An 18386-nucleotide genomic window follows, 5' to 3' on the forward strand; every position below is an offset into this window, starting at 1 on the left:
CTGCCTTTTTGTTTTAGGCGGGTTTTATATGCCCCTCGTATTTTGTATTTTTGTAGCGCAAAAATTCGATCATTCAGAATGAAAAATTACCCTTTAATCTTTCTCATTTCCATTAGTCTTTTCTCCTGTTCTCAGCAGGAGGACACTCTTTTCGAGGAGTTGCCTGCGGAGCAAACCGGTATTTATTTTGTCAACCGTAGTTTGGAGAAAAAAGAGTTTAACATCTTCAATTACCGCAATTTTTATAACGGTGGAGGCGTGGCGATAGGCGATGTGAATAATGATGGTTTATCGGATCTTTTTGTGACCTCTAATTTCGAAGACAATAAGTTGTATTTGAACAAGGGGTCGATGAAGTTCGAGGATATTACGGTGAAGTCAGGGATTGTGGGGAAGAAGTTTTGGTCTACTGGTGTTACGTTTGCCGATGTGAATGGAGATGGCTTGATGGACATCTATGTATGTAATTCAGGTTCACGTGATCAGCGTGGGAATCAATTATACATCAATCAAGGAATAAAGGGCGGCGTGCCTACTTATAAGGATCAGGCCAAAGAAGCAGGGTTAGAAGACGGCGGATTTTCGACGCACGCGGCATTCTTCGATTACGATCGCGATGGCGATTTAGATATGTATTTGTTGAATAACAGTTTTACCCCGATTGATAAATTAGGGTATACGAATTTAAGGGAGGAGCGAGATAAATTAGGTGGTGATAAGTTATTTAGAAACGATAGCAAGGATGGAAAGGAACTTCATTTTACCGATGTGTCGGAGACGGCGGGTATTTATGGGAGTTTAATTGGTTTTGGTTTAGGAATTACGATAGGCGATGTCAATAATGACAACTGGCCTGATATTTATATTTCAAATGACTTTTATGAGCGTGATTATTTGTACATCAACCAAAAGAACGGCACGTTTAAGGAAGATTTAGAGAATGAGATGCCGCATATTTCGCTAAGTTCGATGGGTGCGGATATGGCGGATTTGAATGACGATGGCTACATGGACATCTTCGTGACGGATATGTTGCCGGGCGATGATCGCCGTTTAAAGACGACGTCTGTTTTTGAGGGCTATAACCTGGTGGAGTTGAAGAAGAAGCGTGGGTTTTGGAATCAATACATGCGTAATAACTTGCAGCTGAATAATGGGGATGGAACCTTCTCTGAGGTGGGTCAATTAGCCGGTGTACATGCGACGGATTGGAGCTGGGGCGCCTTGATTTTTGACATGGACAATGATGGGAAGAAGGATATTTTCGTGGCGAATGGGATTGCCAAAGACCTAACCGACCAAGATTTTGTTGATTTCTTAGGGGATCGCAACACGATGCAGCAAATGCTGGACGGGAAGAAATTCGATTACAAAGAGTTTACAGATAAAATCTCCTCCGTACCTATCCCGAATTACGCCTATAAAAACGAAGGTGATTTAAAATTCTCAAATCAAGTAAAATCATGGGGTTTAGAAGGTCCCGGGTTCTCGAATGGTTCTGCCTATGGTGACTTAGACAATGATGGGGATTTGGACTTAGTCGTGAATAATGTGAATGCGACTTTGTCAGTTTATAAGAACAAGACGAACGAGAAGTTAAAGAACCATTATTTGACCGTACACCTGAAGGGGACGGATCGCAACTTGAATGGTATTGGAGCTCGAGTAACCGTTTATCAGAAAGGCGGATTCAAAGTATTGCAGCAAATGCCGAACCGCGGTTTTCAATCGTCGAGCGACCACCAAATGGTCTTTGGATTAGGAGCGAATGGAGCGATTGATTCGGTACAGGTTTTATGGCCAAACGATAAGATCGAAACAATTAAATCTGTGAAAGCGGATCAGATCATTACCCTTAAGCAGGAGAATGCAAAGGAGATCTTCCACTTCTTTGAGGCGAAACAAACACCAATTTTTGCAGATGTGACGTCTGGTTTATTGGATTATCTACACGTGGAAAGCATGTTCAATGACTACGACCGCGATGTGTTATTGAAGCAGAAGTACTCTACACAAGGACCAGCTTTAGCGGTGGGTGATGTGAACGGAGATGGTTTGGAAGATATTTACCTAGGTGGGGCAGCGGGTCAAATCAAGCAATTATTTATCCAAAAAACCGGTGGCAAATTCGTCAATTCTCCACAAGCAGATTTCAGCTTAGATCAGACTACCGAGAATACGGATGCGACTTTCTTCGATGCGGATAAAGATGGCGACTTAGATTTGTTCGTGGTAACGGGAAGTAATGAGTTCGCGGAGAATGCACCGGAACTTCACGATTTATTGTATTTGAATGACGGCAAAGGAAACTTGAAGCGTGATATTCGATTCCCGATGATTTACGAAAATGGTTCAAGCGTTTCGGCGGCGGATTACGACAAGGATGGCGATATCGATTTATTTGTGGGAACGCGGATGATCAATGCGAAGTATGGCCAAAGTGCCCAAAGCAATCTGTTTATCAACGATGGAACGGGAGGGTTCAAGAATCAGTCAAAACGCTATATGCCACAAGTGACAGAGCTAGGGATGGTGACTGATTCAGAATGGGCTGATGTGAATGGCGATGGCTATGTAGATCTTTTAGTGACGCAAGATTGGGGTCCGGTGGTTGTGTTTAAGAATGAAAGAGGTAGAAAATTAACGAAGCAGGAGCCCGTTGCGGGATCGGAAGGACTTTGGTCTTGTATTAAACCGGCGGACATAGATGGCGATGGGGATATGGATTTTGTGCTGGGGAATTTTGGCCTAAATTCTAAGATTAAAGCCTCAGCTGAGTCACCGGCCTACTTACATGTAGGGGATTTTGATAAGAATGGTGCCATCGAACAAATCATCTCTTGCGTAACTGAGGATGGGAAGACGTATCCGATGGTCTTGAAAGGGGAGATGCAGCGCGCGCTTCCGATGATCAAGAAAAAGTTCATCAAGTACAAGGATTATGCGAACAAAACCGTAGATGAATTGTTTAGTGAAGAGCAACGCGAGGGTGCTATTGTTCGCCAAATTACGACCACCGAATCTTCGTTCTTGATCAATGATGGCAAAGGCAACTTTAGCTTGCAAGCACTTCCTTACCAGGCTCAATTCTCTCCTATTAGGGGAATTCAAGCAGCCGATTTCAATAAGGATGGCAAACTAGATATTTTATTAGCTGGTAATTTCTTTGATTCACTTCCGGAATGGGGGCGATTTGATGCGAATTATGGTCTTCTACTAGAAGGACAAGGAAAAGGGAAGTTCGCCGTGAAATTATCGAAGCAAACCGGATTTAAAACCCTCGGTCAAGTACGTAATATGGTACTCGTAAAAGGAGGAAAGTCGATGTATGTAGTATTGGCCAAAAATGATGACAAAGCCCAAGTATTTAAATTTTAAAACAATGCGTACCCAGTTTTTCTCTATTCTGTTTTTCTCTTTTGTTCTGTTCGGCTGCAATTCAGGCGATGACGTGGTGCTTTTCGAAAAATTAGAGGCCGAAAAGACTCACATTGACTTTGCGAATAATATCTCGGAGACCAAGGATTTTAACATTCTTGACTACTTGTATTTCTACAATGGTGGTGGAGTTTCTGCCGGGGATATTAATAATGACGGATTAGTGGATTTGTTTTTTGTGTCAAACCAAGGCAAAAACAAGTTGTACCTGAACAAGGGAGATATGCAATTTGAAGACATCTCCGTGAAGGCGGGAATCGAAGGATCCTCTGACTGGAAAACGGGGGTGACGATGGCCGACGTAAATGCGGACGGCTTTTTGGATATCTACATTTGTGCGGTAGGGAATTACAAAGGTTTAGAAGGGTCGAACGAGTTATACATCAACAACGGTGACAATACGTTTACAGAGAAATCGAATGAATTCGGTTTAGATTTCACCGGATTCTCCACTCAAGCGGCCTTTTTTGATTACGATAAAGATGGCGATTTAGATTGCTACTTATTGAACCACGCTGTACACAACACCCGTTCCTATGATCGCGTCAATACGCGTTCGTTGAAAGATAACGAGGCTGGAGATTATCTATACCGAAACGATGGAGGCAAATTTGTGGATGTCTCGAAAGAATCTGGCATCTACCAAGCGGCGATGGGTTATGGTTTGGGAATTTCGGTGGCGGACATTAACAACGATGGTTGGTTAGATATCTACGTGAGTAATGACTTTCACGAGGATGATTATTACTATATCAATCAAAAGGACGGTACTTACAAAGAAGGTATTCGTGATCACTTCAAGCACTTGAGTCGCTTCTCGATGGGTTCAGATGTGGCGGATATTAATAACGATGGCTTTCAAGATGTGATGACCTTGGATATGTATCCGGATGACGAGAAGGTTGAGAAATCGTCCGTAGGAGAGGATCCTTTGGACATCTACATGTACAAATTGCAGTTTGGTTATTTCAATCAATACAGCCGTAACTGTCTTCAGTTAAATATGGGAGGCCAAAAATTCTCTGACATCGCTGCCTCATCCGGAGTTGCCGCGACAGATTGGAGTTGGTCGACGTTAATGAATGACTATGATGGCGATGGCATTAAAGATATCTTCATCTCAAATGGTATTTTACGCCGCCCGAATGACTTAGATTATTTGAAATTCGTCATCGGAGATTCGCTGCATTATGGCTTGCCTACATCGGAGAAATTAGATCAAGAAGCCATCGATTTGATGCCAGATGGTCGTGTACATAATTACATTTTCAAAGGCGCGAAAGATTTACGCTTCGTGGATAAATCTTTGAAATGGGGCTTTGAGGACAAAGGCGTTTCGAACGGATCGACGTATGCGGATTTAGACAATGACGGTGATTTGGATTTAGTGACTAACAACCTGAATGAAAAGGCGAGTGTTTATCAAAACAACAGCCGCCAATTGTTAAAGCATAATTTCGTGAAGGTAAAATTCAAAGGAGATGGCGGAAATACCTTTGGTATAGGGGCTAAGGTCATCTTGAAAACGAAAGACGGACAGCAATTGCAGCAGATGATGCCCACGCGTGGATTTATGAGTTCGGTAGAGCCAACTTTGTTATTCGGTATTGGTGATTTGCAGCAGGTGGATGAGATGCTCGTGATTTGGGAGAATGAAAAAATGCAGATCATTAAGAATCCTAAGATCAATGAAACTCTGACAATGGAGCAAAAGAATGCGAACGTAAACGTGAAAGATTACGTGTTCTCTGCGCCGGTCAAACCTCTTTTTGCAGAAGTGACAGATGGAATAAATGTGCCGTACCAGCACCAGGAAAATGTGTATTTCGATTTCAATCGCGAGCTTTTAATACCTTTCAAGGTATCGATCGAAGGACCGAAAATTTCGGTGGGTGACGTGAATGGAGATGGTCTGGAAGATGTGTACCTGAGTGGTGCGAAATACCAGGCAGGTCAATTATTGCTTCAGAAAGGGGCCGGCTTTGTGGTATCCAATCAGCCGGTATTTAAAGCAGATTCATTATATGAAGATGTGGATGCCTTATTCTTCGATGCGGATGGAGACAAGGATTTGGATTTGTATGTAGTAACTGGAGGGAATGAATTCTATGATAAAATGCCGGAGCAATTCGATCGCTTGTATACGAATGATGGCAAAGGGAATTTCACCCGCGCGATGAATGCATTACCTCCGATGTACGATAACAAATCCGTGGTACGTCCATGTGATATCGACCGTGATGGAGATATGGATTTGTTTGTGGGCGGCCGTGTTGTGGGTTATTCGTATGGCGCTTCGCCACGATCATATCTATTAGTGAACGATGGAAAGGGGCATTTTGCAGACAAGACCGTGGCTTTAGCTCCGGAATTGCGTGAGGCGGGGATGTTGACGGAGGCGATTTGGGCTGATATAGATAAAGATGGGGATCAAGATTTAACCGTGGTGGGTGATTGGATGCCGATCAAGACCTTTGAAAATAACAAAGGAAAATTCAAATTGATCGAGAATGGACTGGAAGAGAAAACGGGATTCTGGTCAGGTATTACGGCGGCTGATTTTGACAAAGATGGCGATATGGACTTCATCATAGGAAATCTAGGGACGAACACGAAGTTGCGCAAGGACTTAGAGGGTCAGTTGCGGATGCAGATTAAGGACATTGATAAAAATGATACCAAAGAACACATTGTTTCGTATAACCGTGGAGATGATTGGTTCCCGATCAATAGCAAAGATGAGATGGGGAAACAGATTCCAAGTATCATCAATAAGAAATATACGGCCTACCATATGTTCGCGGGTAAGACGGTGGAAGAGATTTTTGGCGATAAGGAATTAGAGGGTGCGGAGGAAAAACGCGTGAATACGTTTGAATCTGTTTACTTGGAAAACCAAGGCAACAAGACGTTCAAAATGATAGCGCTTCCTCCATTAGCTCAGGTGTCTAAAATCATGGTCATGCGCACGGAGGATGTGGACAAAGATGGAAACCTGGACGTGATCGTGGGAGGTAACTTTAACGGCGCTTCGATGTACCAGGCGCGTTATGATGCCTTCTTTGGGCTAATCCTGAAAGGAAATGGGAAAGGCGGGTTCAAACCACTTATCCCCACAGACACAGGTTTGATGCTAGAAGGCGACATCCGCGACATCAAGCAGGTGAAGACTACCGCAGGAATTTTGTACTTAGTGGCTCGAAACAACGATAAACTCCAGGTGTTTAAGAAATTATAAGATGCGCAATCTGCTGGCAATCGCCCTCTTCTCGGTACTAGCCTATGGCTTGCCCAGCTGCTCGAACAAAGCAGCGGAGGGGAAAGAGCTAGCGAAAACCTATTGTGCCTCTTGCCACTTGCTTCCGGATCCCGCGAGTTTACCTAAAAATGTGTGGCAGTATAGCACCTTGCCCTACATGGGAATCATGATGGGCGTAGATAAGGAGATCGGGATGTTAGAAAAACCGCTATCTGATTACACGATTCTAGGTCCAGGTTCGCAGATGATTCCGGATGAAGACTGGGAAAAGATCAAGGCCTATTATTTAGAGGAGGCGCCCAAAACTTTGGAGATGCCTGCTTATATTCCTTTGCCTTCGCAGACTCTATTCGAAGCAGAACCCATCGTAGCCACCTTGCCCGGTACAACTTTGCCTAATATGACAGCCGTCAGAATAGATGCGCGACGTCATCAAATCACCGCAGGGGATCAATCGAATCGCGTGATTTGGAAGTGGGATGCGGCGGGTAAATTACTCGAAACTAAGAAAGATCAAGATGCCTTGACAGATATTACTCTGTTAGGTTCCGAAACCTTGTATACGTTCATCGGGACCACGACACAGGCGAATCCCGACGTGAATGGATTCGTAAGTCAAGCTTCGACCGGTAAGAAATTAGTGCAAGGATTGAATCGCCCGATTGGTTTGGTGTCAGCTAACTTGGATGCGGAAGCAGGCGATGAATTGATCACGTCTGAATTCGGATTTAAGGTGGGTGGGATGAGTGTCTGGAAGTTGGATAAAGGCACGTACAAAAAACAGGTGTTGAATCCGCAAACCGGAGCCACGAAGACGATTGTTCGCGATTTTACGGGGGATGGTCGTCTCGATATTTTGGCGCAGTTTGCGCAGGGTGATGAGCGCATTTTGCTTTATGAGAACTTAGGTGGATTGCAATTCAAAGAAAAACAACTACTTCGTTTCCCCTCTATCTATGGATCCTCTTCGTTCGATGTAGTTGACATCGATGGAGACAAGGACTTAGATATCATTTACACCGCTGGCGACAATGCCGATTTTACGACGGTTTTAAAGCCTTACCACGGAATGTATGTGTTTGAGAACATCGGCGGGTTTAACTTTAAGCAGAAGGCTTTCTTCTCTCAAAACGGCGCCACCAAAGTAATGCCCGGCGATTTCGACGGCGATGGTGATTCAGATTTGATATCGATTGCTTTATTCCCAGATGTGGCGGCTAGACCGGGCGAAGGGGCGATGTATTTTGAGAATAAAAAAGGAACCTTTGTTCCAATGACTTTACCCATACAACACTTGGGTCGCTGGTCTGTGATGGACGTGGCGGATCTGGATGGAGACGGTGATTTAGATGTGGCGTTGGGTTCCCACGCGGTGGCTAAATTCCCACAAGGAGGATTTGATCCTCAATGGAAGCAGGCAAAAGGTCTGCTCATCTTACGAAATAAAACAAAATGAAACTAAGCCTAAGGGTAATCCTATTATTGCTACTCTGTGGCCCACTGACTTTTGCCCAACGCAAAGGTTATGTCATCTTTAGTGGAAAAATTGTCGATGTAGAGAACAAAGCACCCATTGCTGGAGCTTCGGTCTTTTTCTCCGGCTCCTCTGCCGGGGGAACCTCGGATTCGCTTGGGCTGTTTACTGTCACGATTGCCGCTAGATCCTATCAAGTTATAGCGAGAAGTCTAGGCTATAAGTACAAAACCTTTCGCTTAGATCTCTCTAAAAACACCCAAACAACCATCGAATTAGAACGCTCCGAGCAATTATTAGGCGAGGTGGTCATCACAGCTGAAAAGGCAGATGCGAACGTGAACCGAGCCATGATGGGGGTGGAGAAGATGTCTTCCAAAACCTTGAAAAAACTGCCTACCTTAATGGGTGAGGCCGATGTGATTCGTAGTATTTTATTGTTGCCGGGCGTTTCCACGGTGGGGGAAGGTGCCTCTGGATTCAACGTTCGTGGCGGAAATGTGGATCAAAACCTTGTTTTACTCGATGGTGTTCCCTTATTTAACACCTCCCATTTATTCGGATTCTTCACCGGTTTTAATGCCGATATGGTGCAGGATTTGAGCTTGTACAAAGGTGGTATTCCCTCCATGTACGGCGGTCGCGCTTCATCCGTTTTAGATGTGCGCGTGAAGGAAGGCGATTTTGAAAAATGGTCATTGCAGGGTGGCGTGGGACCCATTTCATCTCGCATTTTAGTGGATGGACCTTTAGTGAAGGGAAAAACATCTTTAATCGTGGGAGCCCGCGGTTCTGTTTCGGACTTTTATCTGAAGTATTTCCCTAATCCGAGTCTAGCGAAAAGCAAGGCGGATTTCTATGATGTGAATTTTAAGTTGACACATCGATTTGGGAAGAACCAGCGCATCTCTTTATCCGGTTATGCGAGCAATGATGGATTCAAATTTGCGCAGGATACCCTGTATTCTTGGAACACGAAGGCGTTAAGCTTTAAACACAATGCCTTATTGAAGGGTGATTTGTCTCATAATTTTACGGCTTTTTATAGCGATTATACCTATGGGATTGAGGGCCAAAAAAGTGGCTTGGAATTCGTTTGGAAACCATCCATCATCCAAACCTCCGTTAAGGAAGAGTTGAGCAAGGACTTGGGTAAATATGGTCGCCTGGATGCAGGTGCAGAGTTATCTGCCTTTACGAATGATGCAGGTAGTTTCTTGCCTAATTCGTCCTCTTCTAAGGTAGACAAATTCGCGATGTCCACCGAGCATACGCGGGAGATGGCGGCCTATCTAGGCCACAGTTTACCACTTGGCAAGAAATTGAGTTTAGATTATGGTCTTCGCTATGCGTCCTATCAACTGTTAGGTCCAGGAGATTTCTACCAATATCAGTTAGGAACTCCAAGGGAAATCAACACGATTACCGATACTTTAAAAGCCGCCTCTAATGAGGTAGTAGCTACGTATGGTGGATTCGAACCGCGTCTTTCGTTCGCTATTAAATTAGACACAAGTTTCTCGATCAAAATCGGTTTCAACCGCATGCAGCAGTTCCGCCACTTATTGTCGAATACGATGGCCGTTTCGCCCTCTGATATTTGGAAGAATTCGAATCAACAAATTCCACCCCAAATCGCAGATCAATATTCCATCGGTTTCTTCAAGAACTTCACGAATGCATCGAACGCCGTTTTCGAAACCTCCGCAGAATTCTATTACAAGAACTTAAACAACGTGGTGGATTATGTGGATGGAGCACAATTGTACTTAAACCCGACGGTGGAGACGCAATTATTAGTGGGTAAGGGTTTAGCGTATGGGGGAGAGTTTTTCTTGAAAAAGTCACGCGGCAAGCGATTGACCGGTTGGATTTCCTATACCTATGCACGGACGTTTAGAACGATACAGGCGAATGAGAATCAAAAAGAAGCGAATTTTGGGATTCAATTTCCGGCGAACTTTGATACGCCACATACCTTTAAATTTGTGTTGAATAACCGATGGACAAACCGCATCTCATTCAATGCGAACTTTACCTACACGACGGGTCGTCCGATCACGTATCCGAATGGTCGTTACAAGATTTATTCGTTTAATGATTTGTACGACTATGCGGTGGCGACAGGGATATTTCCGCGACCAGGTTTGGCACAATCATCGTATACCTACAACGGAACGACGTACAACTTTTTGCAGCCTAAAGAAATCAAAGAACTGTTGGATGGCTATTCCACCGCCTCGTTCACGTTGCGAAATGCAGAGCGAATCCCAGATTACATCCGCTTAGACGTGGGGATAACGATTGATCCCAAACCAGGTAAGCGCTGGCAAGGCAGCTGGAACTTCTCGATCTATAACTTATTAGGTCGCCAGAACGCCTATTCCGTTTACTTCCGTTCCTCGACCGGCGAAATTAACCAAGCGAAAACTTTCCAATTGTCGGTTTTGGGCGCCGCGATTCCATCTATCACTTATAACTTCAAATTCTAATGAGACACTTACTCTTATTTTTCTGTGCCTTGTTTCTTTTGAGTTCTTGCGAGACGGAGATCGAGGATTTTCAAACCCAAAACGTGAGTTCAGCCATCGTGGTCTACGGTGAAATTTCGAATGTAGACGGTCCCTATAACGTGCGCTTGAACTACGTGAGTGCTTATTCTCCCTACGACGCGACGCAGTTTTCTGGTCAGCCCATCACAGATGCCAATGTGCGCATTGTAGATGGTAATGGGAAGGAAACGGCCTATTATGAAAAGAGTAAAGGCTATTATTTGAGTCCAGTCGGTTTTAAAGGCGAGGTAGGCCAAAAATACAAATTACGCATTAAGCTTTCAGGGGGAAAAACCATTGAATCGAATTTTCAAACGATTAATGCCGCTCCAGAACTGGCTGAATTTTCGTATTCTTTTAAGGATGCGACTAAAGTGGAAGATATGCGCTTTCCACTAACGGCAAGTATCAAGGATCCCAAGGCCTCGGAAGATTATTATTTTGTCAAGCGCCAGGACTTTAGACAGTTTTTATTAACCTGTCCTAATCCACCGCCGCCACCCGCTCCCGTTCCAGCTTGCAATTGCAAATGCTGGCAAGCTCCGCAGAACACGCAGCCTTATTTACTCGATGATTTTTTGCTCAGCGGTAAGAATTTATCTTTGGATTTAGGTCAGCTTCCTTATGAGGATTTGACGGATTGGGTGGTGCAATTAGATGTCTATTCGGTATCTAAAGAAACGCATACCTATTGGAAACGATTAGAGGATCAGCGCAAGTTAAGTGGGGGGATTTTTGATAAGGTGCCCGCTCAGGTGATCGGTAACTTAACCTGTACAAGCGATTCTTCACAGGAGGTTTTGGGCTATTTTATGGTGGGCGGATTAACGCAGAAGCGATTGAGTGTAGACCGCTTTAATGGGATTCCTACAGAGGCTTATCAGAAATTATTGTTTTATGTAGACTTCCAAAATGTGCGCTACAAAGACATCCCCCTTTGGAATTGCAAAGACGCCGCTTTTATCAAATACAACCTCGGATATTCCTTGCCTCCATTATAAATATAGTATGCTTGCATAATAGTTTTTTTCTCTGCAAATTTGTTACAACCTAAACGTTATAACCATGGCAAAAGAATACGACCGTCGCAACCTAGACTTTATTTTAAACGAGGTTTTTGATACTGCTTCTCTTTGTAACTATCCCCGATACGCGGATTATACCCCTGATATGTTTACAATGGTATTGGATTCAGCCGATGCCATCGCGGAAAAATATTTACGTCCCATCTATGTGGAATCGGATCGCAAAGCGGCTGAATTAGTGGATGGCGTCGTCCATGTTCACCCTGGAATTGAGCCCTACATTAAGGAGATGGGGGAGTCCGGAATGATCGGTTGTACCTTTGATCTAGAACATGGTGGTCAGCAAGTGCCATCGATGATCGGTGGGGCACACGAATTCATTCGCGGTGCGGCACACAATTCAGCGGTCATGTTTACGGGATTATCCCATGGGGCAGCTCACTTAATTGCCTCTTTTGGTTCCAAAGAATTAGCGGATACCTACGTTCCTAACATGCTTTCTGGCAAGTGGACTGGTACGATGTGCTTAACAGAGCCACAAGCCGGAAGTTCATTGAATGATGCGTCTACCTCCGCTAAGGATTTAGGGGATGGAACCTATGCCATCAAAGGACAAAAAATATTCATTTCAGGAGGGGATAATCACTTCTCAGAAAATATCATTCACCTGGTTTTAGCCCGTTTAGAAGGCGCTCCAGCGGGTACGAAAGGAATTTCTCTTTTCGTCGTACCTAAGAAGCGGATTGAAAATGGAACATTAGTGAACAATGAAGTGGTCTCTATGGGCGTCTACCATAAGATGGGCCAAAAAGCGACCCCAGCCCTCCACCTCTCTTTTGGGGATAAAGGTAATTCTATCGGCTATTTAGTGGGTGAACCTAACAAAGGTTTGTCATACATGTTCCAAATGATGAACGAAGCTCGTCTAGGGGTGGGAATGGGTGGAGCCTACATCGCATCTGCTGCCTACCACGCTTCTAAGCAATACGCGAATGAGCGTGCACAAGGACGTTTATTGACGAATAAAGACCCGCATACGCCGCCTACTTTGATTAAAAATCACCCGGATGTGCAGCGCATGTTGTATTTCCAAAAAGCGATTGTCGAAGGCTCGATGGGCCTATTATTCCAATGTTTTATGTGGGATGATTTAGCAAAAAGCTTGGAAGGGGAAGCGAAAAAAGAAGCCCAAATGATGCTCGATTTGATGACTACCGTAGCGAAAACCTATCCAGCAGAGATGGGGACGCAGGCGGTTAATCAAGGATTGCAAGTTTTAGGAGGCTACGGATACACCGAAGATTTCCCTTTAGAGCAAATGGCTCGCGACGTACGGATTATGTCGATCTATGAAGGAACAACCGGTATTCATGGTTTGACTTTATTAGGTCGCGGTATTCCCGCGAACAACGGAGCGGCTTTGCAGACCTTAGGAAAGTTAGTTTACGCAGATATCGCCGTAGCAAAAGGACACGAAAACCTAAGCAAATATGCGGAGATGTTAGAGAAAGAACTGGAGAATCTGACCAAAGTGACGATGCATAAATTAGGCTTCGCGATGAAAGGCGAAATCGAAGTGTTCTTAGCGGATTCGACCTTGTACATGGAGTTGTTCGGCTTGATTACCGTGGCTTGGCAATGGTTAAAGCAAGGTCACGTGGCAGCGGCTGCCTTAGCCAAAGGTGGATTAAGCGCAGAAGATGAAGCTTTCTACAAGGATAAGATTCACACGATGAAATTCTTCTACCACTACGAGGTGCCTAAGGCTTTGGGTTTATCGAAGCGTTTGATGGATGAAGAAGTTTTGACTATTTTTGATCACAAATAAAAAGTATTATGTTTAAAAAACACGTATTCCTGGGTCTAGCGTTGTTATTATCAACTACTGCGTTAGCTCAAAGTAAGTATTCCGCTTACGAATTGTTTCATCCGCTTTGGAATTATGGACCTGTATCTCCTACGCGTTCCGCGGCGGGTGTTCCCGGACCAGGCTACTGGCAGAACTCGGCAGATTATAAGATTGCCGTTTCATTAGACGATGTCGCGAATAAAATCACGGGCGATGTAGAAATTACCTATAAGAATAATTCCCCTGATAAGCTGCCGTTTTTGTGGTTGCAATTAGACCAAAACAGCTTCAATACGCAGTCTCGCGGAGGCAAGACGACACCTATTTCGGGTGGACGTTTTGGAAATTTAGCTTTCCAAGGTGGGTATAAAATTGAGAGCGTAACGATCGATGGTAAGCCTGCTAATTTCATTGTGGAGGATACGCGGATGCAGATTCGTTTAGCGTCCCCTTTGGCAGAAAAAACAGGAACAGCTAAAATCAAAATTGCTTATTCATTCACTTCTCCGGAGAATGCTTCGGACAGAATGGGTATCCAACAAACAAAAAATGGCGCGATCTACACGGTAGCGCAGTGGTTCCCCCGCGTTTGTGTGTACGATGACATTGAGGGATGGAACGTATTGCCTTATTTAGGTGCAGGTGAATTCTATTTAGAATATGGTAATTTCGAATATTCAATCAATGCCCCGGCATCACACATCGTGGTGGGTTCAGGTGAATTGTTGAATCCAACGGAAGTTTATACGGCTGTACAGGTAAAGAAATGGGCAGCAGCTGCGAACTCAGAGACAACGGTCGTGATTCGTTCGGCGGCTGAAGTGACAGATCCAGCTTCTCGTCCGGCGAAAGATCGCTTGACTTGGAAATTTAAGTGCAACAATGCGCGTGACGTTGCATTTGCGTCATCTAAATCATTCATCCTGGATGCATGCCGTATCAATTTACCTAGCGGCAAGAAATCAATGGCTGTATCGGTTTATCCGGTAGAATCAGATGGCAAAGAGGCTTGGGCACGTTCATCAGAATACGTGAAAGCATCGATTGAGCATTATTCGAATTGGTTATACGAGTATTCGTATCCGGTAGCTACGAACGTCGCTGGTATCGTTTCTGGTATGGAATATCCGGGCATCATTTTCTGTGGCTACAAGGATAAAACAGCTTCATTATGGGGTGTGACGGATCACGAATTTGGCCATAACTGGTTCCCTATGATCGTAGGTTCTAATGAGCGTAAATTCGCCTGGATGGATGAAGGTTTCAATACCTTTATCAATTTCTATTCGACGGATGCTTTCAATAAGGGCGAATACAAGAACCGTAAATTTGATATGCACACGATGGCAAAATCGATGTTCCGCGAAACCGCAGATCCGATTATGTCGATTCCCGATGTGATTCAAACGCGTAACTTAGGAATGGAAGCTTACGGTAAACCTGGTTTTGGCTTACGTATCTTGCGTGAAAATATCTTAGGAGCTGATCGTTTTGATTATGCTTTTAAAAATTACATCAACAAATGGGCTTTTAAACACCCGACTCCAATGGACTTCTTCCGCGCGATGGAAGATGGTGCTGGTGAGGATTTAGGTTGGTTCTGGAGAGCTTGGTTCTATGAACTTTGGAAACTAGATCAATCGGTGAAAGATGTAGATTACGTAGAGCAAGATCCTGCAAAAGGGGCTGTGATTACGATCGAAAACTTAGACAAGATGGCTATGCCAGCAGTGGTGGAAGTGGAATTAACGAGCGGAGAAAAAGAACGCTTTACGTTCCCGGTGGAGATTTGGCAGAGAGGTTCTAGCTGGACGTTCCGCACTTCAACGAAGCTACCAATTAAATCGGTGGTGATCGATCCAGATCATTCATTTCCGGATATGGATTCGAAGAATAATACGTGGAAGCCGCTGAGTGTTCGCTCAAGGTAAGAAATGAAAAAGGCCCTTGCGATTTGCGAGGGCTTTTTTTTATCAGTATATTTTTAGGATGTGTGGTGGATTATATTCACCTTGTGGAATAACCCCACTAATCATGAAAATACTATTCCTACAATCCCTTTGGTTCGGCGAGTTCGTTACAGCCGTGATTTATCTACTTATTTTAGTCCTAGTATTTCGGTCCGTTAGATGGCTCTATCGAAGACTTAAATAACTATCCTTTCAAAATTCTCCCTATATCATTCGCCTTTCCTAATTCTTCCTTCAGCTTTTCGTAGCTGCCAGAAAGCATCAGGCCTTTGTATTTCAACAGGGTGTTGATGTATTCGTCCAAAACGTCGAGCAGATTCTCTTGGTTTTGGTGGAAAATTTGGCTCCAGGTTTCAGGGGAAGATTTCGCTAGACGCACGGTGGATTCGAAACCGGTGGAGGCTAGTTCGAAAATGCGGGCTTCGTTCTTTTCTTTCTCCAGTACGGTATTTGCCAAAGCAAAGGAACAGATGTGTGAGATGTGCGAAATATAGGCCGTGTGCATATCGTGCTCGATCGATCCCATATAAATGAGGTTCATCTCTAAGCCGCTGCGGTATAAATCCTCTATCAGAGCTACGGCAGCTGGGTCGCTAAGTTCTTTGTCGCAAATGACGCCTCTTTTCCCCACGAAAAGTCCTTGAACAGCTGCTTCAGGACCCGAGAACTCGGTTCCGGCCATCGGGTGAGTAGAAACGAATTGGGCTCTTTTGGGGTGGTTTTGTAAAGCTTCGAAAACTGGGGTTTTAGTCGAACCTACCTCGATGATCACTTGTCCAGGTTTTAGCGCATCCAATACCGATGGAATTAAAGCCACTAACAGATCAACTGGGATCGCGCAAACGAAGACGTCTACTTGATCGATGGCCTCTTGCCAAGAGGCGATGCGGTCAACGAGTTTTAAGGAAAGGGCCTTTTTCTGGTGTTCGGGATTGGTATCAATACCGATGATCTCGGATGCCCAGCCACTCTTGCGAAGACCGAGTGCGATGGATCCACCAATTAATCCGATACCGATGATGCCTACTTTAGGAGATGCCATTGCTGTGGTTTTTGATGCGATCAATCGCTTGTGAGAAAACGGATTCTTGTGCGCAAAGCGAGATACGGATGTAGCCGTCGCCTTGTGTTCCAAAGATTCCGCCCGGCGTAATGAACACCGCGTTTTCGTCTAATATTTTATCAGAAAGTGCGTAGCCGGAGTTGAATGTGGCTGGGATTTTGGCCCAAACAAACATCCCCGACTGTGCCGGATCATACACGCAATCGAGTAAATCCAATAAGTCAAATACGAGTTTCTGGCGCGAACGGTAAATGCGATTCTGATTCTCAAACCACGCGCTGTCAGCAGAAAGAGCTTTAACGGCTGCCTGTTGCAAAGGCAAGAACATCCCAGAATCCATATTGGATTTGAACTTCAAGACCGGTGCTAGAAACTCCGCTTTCCCAAAAGCCGCCCCAATTCTCCAACCCGCCATATTGTGGGACTTCGAAAGGGAATTTAATTCGATCGCGACATCCTGCATCCCCGGAATGGACAGCATGCTCATCGGCTTCTCGTTCAGGATGAAGCTATAGGGGTTATCATTGACTAATAAAATCGCATGGCGAATAGCGAAATCGCGCAACTCCGTGAAGAATTCCACCGTTGCTTGTGCACCGGTAGGCATGTGCGGGTAGTTGACCCACATGATTTTGACTTTGGAAAGATCACGCTTTTCTAACGCCTTTAAATCAGGTAACCAACCCGTGGAGGCTGATAATTCATAGCTTTCTACCGTCGCACCGGCTAAAGAGCAAGCCGCCGAATAAGTAGGGTAGCCCGGATTAGGGATCAAGGTCACGTCGCCTTTCTCTAAATAGGCCATCGCGATGTGCATGATACCTTCTTTGGAGCCGATCAAGGGCAGAATCTCAGAAGCGGGATTAACCGTAACGCCATAATGCTTCGCATAAAATGAGGCGAAAGCCTCGCGCAAAGCGGGAATACCTTGGTAACCTTGGTAGGCATGGTTGGCTGGATTTGCCGCGCTTTCTGTCAATGCCGCGATGGTCTCAGACGATGGCGCTAAGTCTGGAGATCCAATACCTAAGTTAATGATAGGTACGCCGGATTCCTTTAAAGCCGCGATCTGCTTCAATTTCTTAGAGAAATAGTATTCCTCCACGCTGTTTAAGCGGCTCGCCGCTGTGATGTGTAAGCTCATAAAACAAAAAACCGACGTAAAGTCGGCTGATATAATTGACAAAAAACTATATAACCGATTAGGCAGCGTTGTAATAACCTGCGTAATAATACCCTGTTAAATAGTTGATTGCGTGTGAATTCATATGCCAAAGGTAGGAAAAATTTGCTTTTATGCAAATAGAGGCTTTAAAAGCTCGCGAATGAGGGAGGATTCGTATCCTTTAGAGAGGCCAAAGTTATAACACTTCTGATACCGTTGTGGCGAGGTCCCCGTTTTAATCTCGTCCCTTTTTTTCTTTAATAGTATGCGGGCTTTCTCGATATAATCCGCATCATCGATGCCATCCCAAGCTGAGGCTAAAAGAGAAGCTGAGATGCCGCGCTTGCGTAATTCGTAATTGATTTTCGTGCGTCCCCAGCTTTTCTGATTGAACTTCGAGCGGACGAAGATTTCGACAAAACGCGCTTCGTTCAGGTAGTTGTTTTCTCGGAGCCAGTTTAAATACTCAGCATAATCAGCAGGAGAAACTTCAAAAGTCTTCATCTTCTGCTCTAGTTCTTGCACGCATCTTTCCTGGTAGGCGCAATAGCGGGCCAGCTTTTGGAGAATCTCGCTATTCATAAAGGCAGA

10 protein-coding genes are annotated in these 18386 nt (G+C 44.6%); 7 read left to right on the plus strand and 3 right to left on the minus strand.

The features are described 5' to 3' along the window. Window positions 1–78 precede the first annotated feature (78 nt). From G9X63_RS02115 to G9X63_RS02145, 7 genes are all read left to right on the plus strand, one after another. Window positions 79–3378, plus strand: coding sequence for a VCBS repeat-containing protein (locus G9X63_RS02115; RefSeq protein WP_252623783.1), 3300 nt, complete (start codon window positions 79–81; stop codon window positions 3376–3378). Between the two features lie 4 nt (window positions 3379–3382). Beyond that, on the plus strand, window positions 3383–6676 hold the full coding sequence (locus G9X63_RS02120; RefSeq protein WP_252623785.1) for a VCBS repeat-containing protein: 3294 nt from the start codon (window positions 3383–3385) through the stop codon (window positions 6674–6676). A 1-nt stretch (window position 6677) separates the two neighbouring features. Beyond that, window positions 6678–8153: an FG-GAP repeat domain-containing protein gene (locus G9X63_RS02125; RefSeq protein ID WP_252623788.1), complete on the plus strand. Its 1476-nt coding sequence runs from the start codon at window positions 6678–6680 to the stop codon at window positions 8151–8153. Beyond that, a complete protein-coding gene (locus tag G9X63_RS02130) occupies window positions 8150–10663 on the plus strand; it encodes a TonB-dependent receptor (RefSeq protein ID WP_252623792.1) in 2514 nt (837 codons plus the stop codon). The genes G9X63_RS02125 and G9X63_RS02130 overlap by 4 nt, the downstream gene beginning before the upstream one ends. Next, on the plus strand, window positions 10663–11724 hold the full coding sequence (locus G9X63_RS02135) for a DUF4249 domain-containing protein (protein ID WP_252623795.1): 1062 nt from the start codon (window positions 10663–10665) through the stop codon (window positions 11722–11724). Before G9X63_RS02130 ends, G9X63_RS02135 begins: the two co-directional genes overlap by 1 nt. 64 nt (window positions 11725–11788) lie before the next feature. Beyond that, complete coding sequence (locus G9X63_RS02140) at window positions 11789–13576, plus strand: acyl-CoA dehydrogenase (RefSeq protein ID WP_252623798.1); 1788 nt, start codon at window positions 11789–11791, stop codon at window positions 13574–13576. 8 nt (window positions 13577–13584) lie between these two features. Further along, a complete protein-coding gene (locus tag G9X63_RS02145) occupies window positions 13585–15528 on the plus strand; it encodes a M1 family metallopeptidase (protein WP_252623801.1) in 1944 nt (647 codons plus the stop codon). A 223-nt stretch (window positions 15529–15751) separates the two neighbouring features. On the opposite strand, the gene G9X63_RS02150 is transcribed toward G9X63_RS02145, so the two are convergent. The 3 genes from G9X63_RS02150 to G9X63_RS02160 all read right to left on the minus strand — a co-directional run bounded on the left by G9X63_RS02150 (window position 15752) and on the right by G9X63_RS02160 (window position 18377). Beyond that, window positions 15752–16609: a prephenate dehydrogenase gene (locus tag G9X63_RS02150; RefSeq protein ID WP_252623804.1), complete on the minus strand. Its 858-nt coding sequence runs from the start codon at window positions 16607–16609 to the stop codon at window positions 15752–15754. Further along, window positions 16596–17774 carry a pyridoxal phosphate-dependent aminotransferase gene (locus G9X63_RS02155; protein ID WP_252623807.1) on the minus strand — a complete coding sequence of 393 codons (1179 nt, stop codon included), beginning with the start codon at window positions 17772–17774 and terminating at the stop codon, window positions 16596–16598. Before G9X63_RS02155 ends, G9X63_RS02150 begins: the two co-directional genes overlap by 14 nt. A 150-nt stretch (window positions 17775–17924) precedes the next feature. Beyond that, on the minus strand, window positions 17925–18377 hold the full coding sequence (locus G9X63_RS02160) for a regulatory protein RecX (protein WP_252623810.1): 453 nt from the start codon (window positions 18375–18377) through the stop codon (window positions 17925–17927). Window positions 18378–18386 lie beyond the last annotated feature (9 nt).

This window comes from Aquirufa antheringensis (assembly GCF_023921165.1).
GTDB classification, from domain to species: Bacteria; Bacteroidota; Bacteroidia; order Cytophagales; family Spirosomataceae; genus Aquirufa; species Aquirufa antheringensis.

What these genes read in the sequence shown, in the direction of transcription:
- G9X63_RS02115 (WP_252623783.1), top strand. Translation starts at nt 79, where the DNA reads ATGAAAAATTACCCTTTAATCTTTCTCATTTCCATTAGTCTTTTCTCC.
- G9X63_RS02120 (WP_252623785.1), top strand. Translation starts at nt 3,383, where the DNA reads ATGCGTACCCAGTTTTTCTCTATTCTGTTTTTCTCTTTTGTTCTGTTC.
- G9X63_RS02125 (WP_252623788.1), top strand. Translation starts at nt 6,678, where the DNA reads ATGCGCAATCTGCTGGCAATCGCCCTCTTCTCGGTACTAGCCTATGGC.
- G9X63_RS02130 (WP_252623792.1), top strand. Translation starts at nt 8,150, where the DNA reads ATGAAACTAAGCCTAAGGGTAATCCTATTATTGCTACTCTGTGGCCCA.
- G9X63_RS02135 (WP_252623795.1), top strand. Translation starts at nt 10,663, where the DNA reads ATGAGACACTTACTCTTATTTTTCTGTGCCTTGTTTCTTTTGAGTTCT.
- G9X63_RS02140 (WP_252623798.1), top strand. Translation starts at nt 11,789, where the DNA reads ATGGCAAAAGAATACGACCGTCGCAACCTAGACTTTATTTTAAACGAG.
- G9X63_RS02145 (WP_252623801.1), top strand. Translation starts at nt 13,585, where the DNA reads ATGTTTAAAAAACACGTATTCCTGGGTCTAGCGTTGTTATTATCAACT.
- G9X63_RS02150 (WP_252623804.1), bottom strand. Translation starts at nt 16,609, where the DNA reads ATGGCATCTCCTAAAGTAGGCATCATCGGTATCGGATTAATTGGTGGA.
- G9X63_RS02155 (WP_252623807.1), bottom strand. Translation starts at nt 17,774, where the DNA reads ATGAGCTTACACATCACAGCGGCGAGCCGCTTAAACAGCGTGGAGGAA.
- G9X63_RS02160 (WP_252623810.1), bottom strand. Translation starts at nt 18,377, where the DNA reads ATGAATAGCGAGATTCTCCAAAAGCTGGCCCGCTATTGCGCCTACCAG.